Raw genomic sequence first — 13044 nt, 5'->3', positions numbered from 1 at the left:
CGATACGGAACTACATGGGCATTACACGCCAAGCAGCTCGGTCAATACCGGCATCTTGGCTTCCAGTTCGGATGCAGCAAAAGTCTCGACGATCTGACCATGCTCCATCACGTAAAACCGGTCCGCCAGCGGCGCAGCAAACCGGAAATTCTGTTCCACCATGACGATGGTGTAGCCCTTTGCCTTCAGGGTGGTGATCATGCGCGCCAGGCCCTGCACGATGACGGGCGCCAGGCCCTCGGAAATTTCATCGAGCAACAGCAGGCGCGCGCCCGTGCGCAGGATGCGCGCCACGGCCAGCATCTGCTGCTCGCCGCCGGACAGCCGCGTGCCCTGGCTGTGGCGGCGCTCCTGCAGGTTGGGGAACATGGCGTAGATTTCCTCCACCGTCATGCCCTTCTCGCCGCTGGCCAGGGTGGGCGGCAGCATCAGGTTTTCCTCCGTCGACAGCGAGGAAAAAATGCCGCGCTCTTCAGGACAGTAACCGATGCCCAGGTGGGCGATTTTGTGCGTGGCCAAACCGATCGCTTCGACGCCATTGACCTTGATGGAGCCCGTGCGCGCACCCGTCAAGCCCATGATGGCGCGCAAGGTCGTCGTGCGGCCGGCGCCGTTACGGCCCAGCAAAGTCACCACTTCACCCTGCTCCACTGTCAAATTGACGTCATGCAGGATGTGCGATTCGCCATACCAGGTATGTAACTGTGCAATCTCCAGCGCCGGTGCCTTGGTGGTAGAAGTCATCAATGCGCCCCTTCCAGCTCGGCGTGGGTGGTGCCCATGTACGCTTCCATCACCTGCGGATTGCGCGACACTTCCGCGTAGCTGCCTTCGGCCAGCATGGCGCCGCGCTGCAGCACGGAAATCTTGTCGCAGATGCCAGAAACCACGTTCATATTGTGTTCCACCATCAGGATGGTGCGGCCGGCCGAGACCTTCTTGATCAGTTCCGTCACCCGGTGCACGTCTTCGTGGCCCATGCCCTGGGTCGGTTCGTCAAGCAGCATCATTTCCGGTTCCATCGCCAAAGTGGTGGCAATTTCCAGCGCCCGCTTGCGCCCGTACGGCATGTCGACCGTGATGGTGTCGGCAAACTCCGTCAGGTCCACTTCGGCCAGCAAGGCCATGGCACGCTCGTTGAGCCGGTTCAAGGAACGTTCGCTTTGCCAGAAATGGAACGAGGTACCCAGCTGGCGCTGCAAGCCGATGCGCACGTTTTGCAGCACGGACAAATGGGGGAAAACGGCGGAAATCTGGAACGAGCGGATCACGCCCATGCGGGCGATCTGGGCCGGCTTGGCGGCCGTGATGTCTTTCCCATTGAACAGGATCTGTCCGGATGTGGGGACCAGGAATTTGGTGAGCAGGTTGAAACACGTGGTCTTGCCGGCGCCGTTCGGACCGATCAAGGCGTGGATATGGCCCCGCTCTACCTTCAAGTTGACGTCACTGACTGCCGTGAAACCCTTGAATTCCTTGGTCAAATTTCTTGTTTCCAAGATTACGTTTGACATCGTGTCTCCTAGTTGTACTTTTTGTACTACTTAGTCATTTTTATAATACACAACTTAAATTTAACGCACAATACAGTATAACTACGGGGATTTTTGGCCAGCCCGAATGGCGCAAACGCGCGCTTTTAGCCCGTCATTTCCAGGCCGCGTGTATCATTTGCGCCGCTTTTTCCGCGATCATCACGGTGGGCGAGTTGGTATTGCCCGACGTGATGTAGGGCATGATGGAGGCATCGACCACGCGCAGTCCGGCCACGCCGAGCACGCGCAGCTGGCTGTCGACGACGCTCAAGGGATCGCTGGCCAGGCCCATGCGGCACGTGCCCACGGGGTGAAAAATCGTCGTGCCGATCTGGCTGGCCGCCTGCGCCAGCTCTTCCTCGGTCTGGAATTGCACGCCTGGCTTGTATTCCTGCGGCGCAAAGCGCTTGAGCGCCGGCGCGGCGGCGATGCTCCGCGTCAGGCGCAGGGCATCGGCCGCCACCTTGCGGTCCTGCCCGGTACTCAGGTAATTGGGCACGATCTTCGGCGCCGCGTAGCTGTCGGCCGAAGCGATATCGACCCGTCCGCGCGAGGTGGGACGCAGGTTACAGACGCTGGCCGTAAACGCGGGAAACGCATGCAGCGGCTCGCCAAACTTATCCAGCGACAACGGTTGCACATGGTATTGCAGGTTCGGCGTGGCTTGCTGCGGGTCCGACTTGGCGAACGCCCCCAGCTGCGACGGCGCCATCGACATGGGTCCGCTCTGGAACAGCGCATATTGCAAGCCGATCTGCATCTTGCCGAAGACATTGCTGGCCATCACATTCAAGGTCTTGACGCCCTGCACTTTGAAAACCATGCGCAGCTGCAGATGGTCTTGCAGATTGCCGCCCACGCCGGCAGAGTCCAGCACGGGGACGATGCCATGCTGCTGCAGCAAGGCGGCCGGGCCGATGCCGGACAATTGCAGCAATTGCGGCGAACCGATGGCGCCCGCCGTCAGCAACGTTTCGCGCCGGGCCATCGCCTGCCATTGCGTGCCGCCGCCCGTAAACACGATGCCCGTGCAACGGGGTCCGGATGGCGTCGTTTCCATTAATAACCGTTCCACGTGGCAACCGGTCATGATGGTCAGATTCGGCCGCCGCGCAGCCGGTTTCAAAAAGGCTTTCGAGGTATTCCAGCGGATGCCGCGGCGCTGGTTGACGTCGAAATACGCGCTGCCGCTATTGTCTCCGCCATTGAAATCGCTGGTTTTCGGGATGCCGACTTGCTGCGCCGCATCGCGAAACGCGTTCAGGATATCCCACGACAGGCGCTGTTTTTCCACGCGCCACTCGCCCCCCGTGCCATGGTTTTCCGAGGCGCCGCCGTAATAATCCTCGCTTTGTTTAAAGAGCGGCAGGACCTTGTCCCAACGCCACGAAGCGTCGTCCGTCAGGTCCGCCCAGTGGTCGTAATCGCCGGCCTGGCCCCGCATGTAGATCATGCCGTTGATGGACGAGCTGCCGCCCAAGACTTTTCCGCGTGGATAAATCAGGCTGCGCCCGCCCAAACCCGCATCCGCCTGCGTGGAATACAGCCAGTCCGTGCGGGGATTGCCGATGCAATGCAGGTAGCCGACGGGGATATGGATCCACACGTAGTCATCCCTGCCGCCCGCTTCCACCAGCAAGACGCTGGCATCCTTGTCGCGCGTGAGCCGGTTGGCCAGCACGCAGCCAGCCGTGCCCCCGCCCACGATGATGTAGTCGTATTCGCCTGCCGATTCCAATGAAGCTCCTTTAGGTATGCCATCAAGCTGTCGCGCGGCGTGTCTCCCCGCCGCGTCCCGTTACCAGAGTCTGTATTCGTTCCCGCATGCACGGCTGCATGTAGCTTGCAAGCCGCAAGCCAGAGTACCACCAGTGCCGTGACTAGGCGACATTAATCATCCGGCGACCCGTTCGACATCAAAAAAAGCGTGGCCTGCGCAGCAAAACAGGAGCTGGCAGCTGTGGATAAGCATATGGATATCCACAGGGACACTATGTGCGTAAACGAAAATTTTTTTTCGATGCATTTTTTTGTCCAGAAACCATCCTATGGGCATACAACGCTTACTCAGCGTTTATCCGTGCGCCAAGCGATTGTTTACAAGGATAAATCCGTAGTTATCCACAGAAGGAGTGCACGTTAACTACTATTACTATGTTTGTATACAAGCTTGTTAAGGTAAACCCGACAACGCTGCGCTTTGCCCGGCTGCACGCGACGGCATGCCGCCAATGCACCGTCAGCAAAAAAAAAGCTGCTTGCTTGGAAAAAAAAACGGCGCCAACAACTGAGCGACGAAAACCGGCACGGCCAACGACACGCGCACAGCACTGCCAAACCGTTTGGCAGACAAGCCGACGCAAGCGGGCCTTGCCAGGCATGTGGCCAACAAAGACAGCAACGTAAAAAGAGGGAAATTTGAGACGATTGTGGATAACTCACTTGATATCCACAGGATGACTTGTGCGTAAACCCGAAGTTATGCGCAGGCGCGTATTTTATACAATTTTGCTCCTCGCCTGATACAGCGATTATGCACGCTTTATTTTTCACGTAAACGTTTGATCCTGTTGAAAAAAAGAGACTTATCCACAGAAAAAAACGCGTTTACTATTACTACTATTTTTATATATAGATCTATTGTAAACCGACAAAAAAAGCGCAAGTCCGGGGATATTTTTAAAAAGCAGGCAAAAAACGTCAAAAAAAAGTGCCAACGACAACGCCGCGAGCCACTGCCAAACCGTCTTCCAGGAATCACCTGGATGCCAGCGTTCGTGAAGGAACCATGCCGACGCCGATGCAGCGTGGATGGACTGCGTTGAACGGCAGCGATGAACAGCGTCAAATCGATCACTGCAGCCTGAAAAACCACGATTTTTGCTGGCCGGTGTGGATAAGTGCCTGCATATCCACAGGATGAGATGTGGGAAAAGTCGATCTTTGTCCACAAGCGAACTTTTATCCCAAACAAGTCCTTGCTCGATACAATGCTTATGCGCGTACTTTTTTATGCGCCAAGTTGATGATTTTTATACGGTATACCGACTTATCCACAAAAAAATGGCCGTTTACTATCACTACTATTTTTATGTATACATCTTTATTTAAAACACAGAGACAAACGCGAACGGTGGAAAAGTCGCCAAAACGGCTGTTAACCCCGTGTTTGATGTTTTTCAACCTGAAAGCCCTGTAAAAACAGCATGAATTCAAGTAAAAAAATGCGTTTAGGCATCATCAGTGCCTTGCACGAAGAACAGCAGGGGCTGGTGGAAGCCATGCAAGGCCCCCAGAGGCATTCGCACGGCATGCGCGACTACACCCTGGGGACCCTGTGGAATATCGACGCTGTGTGCGTCCTGTCGCGTCTGGGCAAGGTTGCCGCTGCCATGACAGCTTCCATCCTTGTGGAAAAGTACGGAGTTACCCACATCGTCTTCACGGGCGTGGCCGGCAGTGGGGATAAGCAGGTGAAAGTCGGCGATATCGTGGTGGCGGAAGCGCTGCTGCAGCACGACATGGATGCCCGTCCCCTGTTTCCCCGTTTTGAAGTGCCGTTGACGGGACTGCAGCGCTTTGCGACGGACCTGGAACTGAGCACCCGGCTGGCCGGCGCCGCGGAAGATTTCCTGCGTGATGACGCTTCCAGCGTGCTGCAAGCTGCGGATATCGCGCAATTCGGCCTGCAGCACGCGAAAGTACACCGCGGCATGATCGCCAGCGGCGACCAGTTCATCCGCAGCGCCGCGCACATTCGCCAGTTGAAGCACGACTTGCCCGATTTGCTGGCCGTCGAAATGGAAGGCGCCGCCGTGGCGCAAGTGTGCTTTGAACTGGGCGTGCCGTTTACGGTCATGCGCACCATTTCCGACAACGCCAACGAAGAGGCGGCCGTCGACTTCATGCGTTTCGTGCAGAGCGTCGCCTCGCCGTATGCATTTGCGGTCATTCAGCAGCTGTGCCAGCGCCTGGCTGGCTGAATGTATGCGAGCGTGCATAAAAAAGGGCAGAACCACTGGTTCCGCCCTTCTAATTTCAAAAGCAAAGGAAGCTGAACAACGTTCAGGGCCACGCGCCTTGCCGCTGGCCGTATGAACGTACGGCCAGGCAAGGCAACAACGCCATGGACTTTTTGTCAGCTTGCTTTAAACACTGAGCATCATCAAGCTCGCATTGCCACCGGCCGCCGTCGTATTCACGCACAGGGCCCGCTCAGCGACCAGACGCCACAGGGGGATGACACCCTCCTCCGTCGTCTCGATGGTGCCCACCAGGGCGCCTTCCCGGGCCGCCAGCAGCGGTTTGAGCTGGCTGTCGAGCACGGGTTCGATCATGGCGATCTGGAAATCATGTTTGACGGACTCGAGGCTCGTGACGGTGTGGATGCGGTCCTTCAGCGCCGCCGGCAGGTCGCCGGGAATCAGCGCCGGCGATTGCGCCAGCACCAGCGCCTGGTTGCCCGTCGCCAGCACGGCCGCCAGCTGATTCATCAGCACCCCCGTGTTCGCCGCCGCGCACAAAATCGTGCCCCGTGCGGCAAAGCTCAGGGTATTGCGTTCGCCCGTCGGGCCCGGCAAGACGGTAGTGCTGCCCAGCAACGTCGTGCGCGCGTATTCCTGCGCCAGCTGCTGTACCTTGTCGTGGCCGTGCATCTTCGCCCAGACGATCAGCGCGTCAAGCGCCGGCGCCGCCTGGCGCTGGTGCTGCGCGCCGGCCGGCGCATTGCGCTGCAGGCGTTTCAGGTACAGGGGGCCGCCCGCCTTGGGTCCCGTGCCGGACTTGCCTTCGCCGCCGAACGGTTGCACGCCCACCACGGCGCCGACGATGTTGCGGTTGACGTAGATATTGCCCACGTGCGCGCGCTTGGTGATGAAGTCGATGGTTTCATCGATGCGCGTGTGGATGCCCAGGGTCAGGCCATAGCCGCTGTCGTTGATCGATTGCACCAGTTGCGGCAGTTCGGCGCGCTTGTAGCGGATCACGTGCAGCACGGGGCCGAAGACTTCGTGCGTCAATTGCTCCAGCGACTTGATTTCCAGCACGGTCGGCGCGACGAACGTCCCTTTCACGGTGGGCAAGTCGAGTGAATAATGGTCGAGGGCCACGGTTTTCATCTTGTTGATGTGCGCCAGCAAATTGCCCTGCGCTTCCGCATCGATGACGGGGCCGATATCCGTTGCCAGGCGGTCGGGATTACCGACTCGCAATTCCTGCATGGCGCCTTTCAGCATGTGGATGGTCTTGTCGGCGATTTCCGCCTGCAGGAACAGCACGCGCAGGGCCGAGCAGCGCTGGCCGGCACTGTCGAACGCGGATGACATCACGTCCTGCACCACCTGTTCCGGCAAGGCGGACGAATCGACGATCAGCGCGTTCTGCCCGCCCGTTTCGGCGATCAGGGGAATGTCGATGCTTTCCGCCACGGCGCGCGCGGCCAGGTTGCGGTTGATCAATTGTGCCACTTCCGTCGAGCCCGTGAAAATCACGCCTTTCACGCGCGCGTCATTGCACAGGCCGGCGCCAACCACTTCGCCGCTGCCGGGCAGGAATTGCAGGGCGCCGCGCGGCACGCCCGCTTCATGCAGCAATTGCACGGCGCGGTGGGCGATCAACGGCGTCTGCTCGGCAGGCTTGGCCAGCACCACGTTGCCTGCGGCCAGGGCGGCGGCCAGCTGGCCCGTAAAGATGGCCAACGGGAAATTCCACGGGCTGATGCAGGTAACGGGACCCAGCGCCAGGCTGTTCGGCGCGTGTTCCACTTGCGCCGCGTAGTAGCGCAGGAAGTCGACGGCTTCGCGAATTTCCGCGATGGCGTTCGGCAGCGACTTGCCCGCCTCGCGCACGGCCAGGGCCATCAGCTCGATATGGTGTTCCTCGAACAGGTCGGCGGCGCGCTGCAAGGCTTGCGCGCGCAGCAAGGGTTCTGTCGTTTGCCAATCCATGGCATAGGCGCTGGCGCTGGCCAGGGCCGTTTCCACGTCGGCCTGGCCCGCTTCCATGACCTTGCCGACGACATCGTCGTGCTGCGCCGGATTATGGATGACCTGCATGGGGGTATTCAGGCTGACGGCGCCATCGATCAGCGGTCCCGCTTGCCATTGCTGCTGCTGCGCCAGGCCGGCGGCCAGGGTGCGCAAGGTGTCTTCGTTCGACAGGTCCAGGCCTGCCGAGTTCTTGCGCTCGCTGCCAAACATGTCCAGCGGCAGCGGAATCGACGGGTGCGGCAAGCCGCCCTGCAGGCGTGCCTGTTCCAGGGGATCGCGGATCAGGCTATCGATGGCCACGCTCTCGTCGACGATCTGGTTGACGAACGACGAGTTGGCGCCGTTTTCCAGCAGGCGGCGCACCAGGTAGGCCAGCAGGGTTTCGTGCGAGCCGACGGGGGCGTAGATGCGGCAGGGCTTGTCCAGGTTGGCCGGACCGACGACCTGGTCGTACAGGGTCTCGCCCATGCCGTGCAGGCACTGGAATTCGTAGTCAGTGATGCCGTCGCGTTTCGCCCAGGTAAAGATGGTCGACAGGGTTTGCGCGTTGTGCGTGGCAAATTGCGGGTAGATCAAGCTGCTGGCGGCCAGCAGTTTTTGCGCGCACACGAGGTAGGACACGTCCGTGTAAACCTTGCGCGTATAGACGGGATAGCCTTCCTGGCCATCGACTTGCGCGCGTTTGATTTCCGCATCCCAATATGCGCCTTTGACCAGGCGCACCATGAACTTGCGGCCGCTGCGGCGGGCCAGGTCGATCAGGTAATCGATGGCGAACGGGCAGCGCTTCTGATACGCCTGCACCACGTAGCCGATGCCCTCGAAGCCGGCCAGCTCCGGATCAAACGCCAGCGCTTCCATCAGGTCGAGCGACAGTTCCAGGCGGTCCGTTTCTTCCGCATCGATATTGAAGCCGATGTTGTACTGTTTTGCCAGCAACAGCAAAGCTTTGACGCGCGGCAGCAACTCCGTCATGACGCGGGCGCGCTGGGCGCGGCTGTAGCGCGCGTGCAGGGCCGACAGTTTCACGGAAATACCGGGCCCGTTCTTGATGCCGCGGCCGTTCGAGGCCTTGCCGATGGCGTGGATCGCCGTTTCGTATGACGCGTAGTAGTTGGCGGCGTCCGTTTCCGTCAGCGCCGCTTCGCCCAGCATGTCGTACGAGTAGCGGTAGCCGCGTGTTTCGTTGTCGCGGCTGTTTTTCAGCGCTTCCTCGATGGTTTGTCCCGTCACGAACTGGTTGCCCAGCATGCGCATGGCCAGGTCGACGCCCTTGCGGATCAGCGGCTCGCCGCCCTTGGCGATGAGTTTGGTCATGGCCGAACCGAGGCCGGACTCGCTGCTGGTACTGACCAATTTGCCCGTGATCAGCAAGCCCCAGGTGGCCGCATTGACGAACAGGGACGGCGATTCGCCCAGATGCTTGCGCCAGTCGCCTTTGCTGATTTTGTCGGCGATCAGGCGATCGGCCGTTTGACTGTCGGGTATACGCAACAGCGCTTCAGCCAAACACATCAGTGCAACGCCCTCTTCCGACGACAGCGAGAACTCATGCATCAGTGCATCCACCCCGGAGGCGCGTGTGCGTTTTTGGCGCACGTTCGAGACCAGGCGGTGCGCCAGGGCCTGGCCTTCGGCCGTCGTTTCGGTGCTGCTGGCGCGTACTTGTTGCAGCAGCCACTGCACAGCGGAAACCTCGTCGCGCCTATAGGCGGCCGTGATGGCAGCGCGTTGTGGCGTCGCTTCGGGCAGGATTTCCGCCTGGAGCGCAGCAAAGGGAATCGGGGTAAAAGCCGAAGGGCCAGCAGGGTGCATAGGAGCTCTTTACAAGGAAAAAGGAGTCGACACTTGCGCTAATTTTTGCTCCATTTTGGTGCAAAAAAATACAGAAAGTCGAACGTTAAGATGATTCGATTGTAAAGGGGATTCTTATGGATTAATTCTGGTAATACAGAGGACTAGCAATAGATAGTTTTTGATGCGACAATTTAACCAAATAATATTTATATGGGGGTGATTCGCATGCTGGACAAGATCAGTAAGAAAATCTTGATGGAATTGCAGAGCGACGGGCGCATCAGCAACGTGGAACTGGCGGCGCGGGTAAACCTGTCGCCGGCCGCTTGCCTGGAGCGCGTGCGCAAGCTGCATGAATCGGGTTACATCATGGGCTACACGGCCCAGTTGAACCCGCAGTTGCTCGACGTTTCGCTGCTGGTCTTCATCGAAGTGGTGCTCGATCGCACGACACCGGAAGTGTTCGACGCCTTCAAGCATAGCGTACAAATCATTCCAGAGGTACTGGAATGTCATATGGTCGCCGGCGGTTTCGATTACCTGGTCAAGGCGCGCGTCAAGGATATGGCCGCTTACCGTGAATTCCTCGGCAAGACCCTGCTGCAAAAAGGTGTGCGGGAAACCCACACGTATGCCGTCATGGAAGAAGTCAAGAACACGACCAAATTGCCGATTAAGTGACCCCGGTGTAGCGCTGCCGCTTTTCTGATTGAGCTATCGGAACAAATGTTGTAGGGTAGAACTACTATTCTGCAATCCGGTAGCCGCCTGAAACGACGCGCAGACGCCAGTTCAGGGTGCAAGGCAGGCAATCGTGCCTCCCCGCATACGGTTACAGCACGTCTCCGGCGGGGGCGTGACGGTTTCGCGCAGCGGGGGGACAAATGAAGCAATTGCAGCATCAGCTGGTGCGTTTCTTTGTATGCACAATCCTGGCCATGGCCGTGGCCTGTTGCCTGGCTTACCTGCTGCTGCTGGCGCTGGGCGGCGGCGAGCATCCTTATCTGATAGCCTGCGTGGCGGCCGCTGCCGGCGCCGCGCTGCTGGCATTCGCCGGCCGTCCGCGCGGCGAACCTGGTCTGCACCAGTTCGCCGATACGGTAGGCAAGGCCATCGATGCCATCATGATCGGCGCGGCGGAAACCTCGTACTTTGTCGATTCCGTCAAACAGAAAGTGGAACTGGACGTGCAGACGGCCAGCGACATTGCCGACAGTTCGGAACAGAACGCGGCGATGACGGAAAAGATCGCCGCCAACGCGGAGCGGGCCGCCAAGGTGGCTGCCGGCGTGCGCGTGGAAAGCGTGGCGGCGCGGGCGGAAGTGGACCAGGGGCTGCGGCGCATCAACAGCGCCCGCGAGGAAGCGCAAGGCGCCTCCAGCACCATGCTCAGCCTGCAGGAAAAATCCAGGCGCATCACGGGGTTCACGGAAGCCATTTCCGATATTTCCGCGCGCACCAATCTGCTGGCGCTGAACGCCGCCATCGAGGCGGCGCGGGCGGGCGAACACGGTCGCGGCTTTGCCGTGGTGGCGGGGGAAGTGCGGCAATTGGCGCAGCGCACCAAGGAAGCGTCCGATGAAATCAGCGTGATGGTGCGCGAAATCAATGAGCAGTCGGAAAAGGCCGCGCGCGGCATGAGTTCGCTGGCGGCCGGCGTGACGGAGGCGGCGCGCAATGTGCAAAGCGTGCACGCTTCGCTCAGCCACATCGAGGAATCGTCGGGCGTGTCGGAGGACGAGATCGGGCAGATCGCCCGCGCCTCGCGCGAACACGTCGATACGACGCAGGTGATCGCCGACGCCATCCTGCAAATCCGCGACAGCATGCTGTCGACCAACGCCGCATTGCCGCGCGCCACGCAATCGGCCATGGCCCTGGCCGAGCGGGCCGAAGTGATCGCCGGCGCCCTCGGTGAATCGAGCGTGGCCACGCCGCATGACGAAATCCGCGAAGCTGCCCAGCGCGCCGCGCGCGAGGTGGGCAAATTGTTCGAGCAAGCCATCGCCTCGGGCCGCATCACGCGCGAAGCCCTGTTCGACCGCCACTACCGCCCCATCCCGAACACCAATCCGCCGAAGCACAACACGCAGTTCGACGGGTTTACGGACAAGGTGCTGCCGGCGGTGCAGGAAGGCGTGCTGGCCGCCCTGCCCCATTTGGCCTACGCGGGCGCCGTCGATAACAATGGATACTTTCCAACGCATAACAAGAAGTTTTCGCAGCCGCTGACGGGCGACTACGACCACGATATTGTGCACAACCGTACCAAGCGCATCTTCAGCGACCGCACGGGCGCGCGTTGCGGCAGCAACACGAAACCGTTCCTGCTGCAGACCTATAAACGCGACACGGGCGAGGTCATGCACGACTTGTCCGTGCCGATCCACGTCGATGGCAAGCACTGGGGCGGGTTCCGGATCGGTTACCGCTCCAGCAGCCACGCATGATGCACATCTGAGGAACTCGATTGCGCGTCGTCATTGGCGGCCTGCGATGCGCACTGTGCTTGAGCACCGTTCCGCTTCTCGGGCCAACGGCGGCGCCGAGCCTGACTTCCGCTCGCCGCGATTTTCTCAGACGTTCGTGGCGCGACTGTTTTTCACTCGACGTGCGGCTTGGGCGCCACGCCGCCGCCGGCCGCCGTGGCCGTGCGCAAGGTGGGCGTGTTCATGCTTTCCAGGTGATTGCGCAGCCATTTGTGGGCGGGGCTGCGCGCATCGCGCTCGTGCCACAGCATGTCCAGGTGGACGGCCGGCAGGGTCAGCGGCAAATCCTTGTACAGCAGCGATTCCGTCATGCCTGTCGAGGCGATCAAATGGCGCGGCAAGACGGTGATCAGGTCGGAATTGGCGACCACTCTTCCCGCCGTGAAGAACTGGTTCACCGTCAACAAGATGCGCCGTTCGCGGTGGATCTGCGACAGCGCCTCGTCAATCAAGCCGTGCGCGCGGCCGGAAAAGCTCACCAACAGATGATTCGCCGCGCAATAGTTATCCAGGGTCAGTTCCTGATTGGCCAGCGGATGGCCACGGCGCATCACGCACACATACTTGCCGGAATACAGGCGCTCGTGGCGGATGGGCGAGCCCGTTTCGCTCGACAGTTGTGCCGCCACGCCGGGAAAGAAGCCCACGGCCAGGTCGATGTCGCCGCGCAGCAGCATCGGACGCGGCTCGCGCGTGGTCAGCGGCATCATGCGCACGTTGACGCCCGGCGCTTCGCGTTCGATCGAGCGCATCAGGGAAGGCAGCCAGAACGCGGCCGTGGCGTCGGCCATGGCCATGCGGAACGTCGCGTGGGTCTTCGACACATCAAAGGTTTCCGGCGTCACGGCCGCTTCCAGGCTGGCCAGGGCCGAGCGCACGGACGGCCACAGCGCTTCGGCGCGCGGCGTGGGTTTCACGCCATAGGCCGTGCGGATCAGCAATTCGTCACCAAGGCTCTCGCGCAGGCGTTTGATGGCGTTCGATACCGCCGGCTGCGTCATCGCCAGGTGGCCGGCTGCGCGCGTCAGGTTTTGTTCCGTCATGACGGCGTCGAAAACACGCAGCAAGTTCAGATCCAGCGTCAGAAAACTCATGGAAAGCCCAAGATAAAAGTTGAAGTCAGATAATTGATTATTAATGAGTGTAAACCGCGCTGGGCAGGAATATTTTCACTCGTAAAAAAATATTACACTTTTCCATTCACGATTCATATAATTGGTATCAAGAAATGGAATT

Annotated in this window: 8 protein-coding genes; 3 read left to right on the top strand and 5 right to left on the bottom strand. The window is 59.9% G+C overall.

The window, feature by feature from the left end; translation table 11 throughout:
* Positions 1 to 21: 21 nt before the first annotated feature.
* The 3 genes from ACZ92H_RS10890 to ACZ92H_RS10880 all read right to left on the bottom strand — a co-directional run bounded on the left by ACZ92H_RS10890 (position 22) and on the right by ACZ92H_RS10880 (position 3273).
* Positions 22 to 744 (bottom strand): ABC transporter ATP-binding protein, encoded by a 723-nt coding sequence (locus tag ACZ92H_RS10890; protein ID WP_465049350.1) that lies wholly within the window; start codon positions 742 to 744, stop codon positions 22 to 24.
* Positions 744 to 1514: an ABC transporter ATP-binding protein gene (locus tag ACZ92H_RS10885; RefSeq protein ID WP_465049349.1), complete on the bottom strand. Its 771-nt coding sequence runs from the start codon at positions 1512 to 1514 to the stop codon at positions 744 to 746. Before ACZ92H_RS10885 ends, ACZ92H_RS10890 begins: the two co-directional genes overlap by 1 nt.
* Before the next feature lie 133 nt (positions 1515 to 1647).
* Positions 1648 to 3273, bottom strand: a complete 1626-nt coding sequence (locus ACZ92H_RS10880; RefSeq protein WP_465049347.1) for a GMC family oxidoreductase — start codon at positions 3271 to 3273, stop codon at positions 1648 to 1650.
* Between the two features lie 1486 nt (positions 3274 to 4759).
* Between ACZ92H_RS10880 and ACZ92H_RS10875 the strand changes: the two genes are divergently transcribed.
* Positions 4760 to 5518 carry a 5'-methylthioadenosine/adenosylhomocysteine nucleosidase gene (locus tag ACZ92H_RS10875; protein ID WP_465049346.1) on the top strand — a complete coding sequence of 253 codons (759 nt, stop codon included), beginning with the start codon at positions 4760 to 4762 and terminating at the stop codon, positions 5516 to 5518.
* A gap of 165 nt (positions 5519 to 5683) precedes the next feature.
* Here the strand turns inward: ACZ92H_RS10875 and putA are convergent, their stop codons facing one another.
* Positions 5684 to 9337, bottom strand: a complete 3654-nt coding sequence (gene putA, locus ACZ92H_RS10870) for a trifunctional transcriptional regulator/proline dehydrogenase/L-glutamate gamma-semialdehyde dehydrogenase (protein ID WP_465049345.1) — start codon at positions 9335 to 9337, stop codon at positions 5684 to 5686.
* 207 nt (positions 9338 to 9544) lie between these two features.
* Here putA and ACZ92H_RS10865 point away from each other — a divergent pair, with 207 nt between their 5' ends.
* Entirely contained in the window at positions 9545 to 10000 is a 456-nt protein-coding gene (locus ACZ92H_RS10865) for an Lrp/AsnC ligand binding domain-containing protein (protein WP_010393827.1), read from the top strand.
* Between the two features lie 203 nt (positions 10001 to 10203).
* On the top strand, positions 10204 to 11769 hold the full coding sequence (locus ACZ92H_RS10860; protein ID WP_465049343.1) for a methyl-accepting chemotaxis protein: 1566 nt from the start codon (positions 10204 to 10206) through the stop codon (positions 11767 to 11769).
* Positions 11770 to 11921: 152 nt separating this feature from the next.
* Here ACZ92H_RS10860 and ACZ92H_RS10855 read toward each other — a convergent pair whose 3' ends face one another.
* Positions 11922 to 12902 carry a LysR family transcriptional regulator gene (locus ACZ92H_RS10855; protein WP_092798951.1) on the bottom strand — a complete coding sequence of 327 codons (981 nt, stop codon included), beginning with the start codon at positions 12900 to 12902 and terminating at the stop codon, positions 11922 to 11924.
* Positions 12903 to 13044: the final 142 nt, after the last annotated feature.

It is taken from the genome of Janthinobacterium foliorum (assembly GCF_978021625.1).
This window is presented reverse-complemented; position numbering and strand designations above follow the sequence as displayed.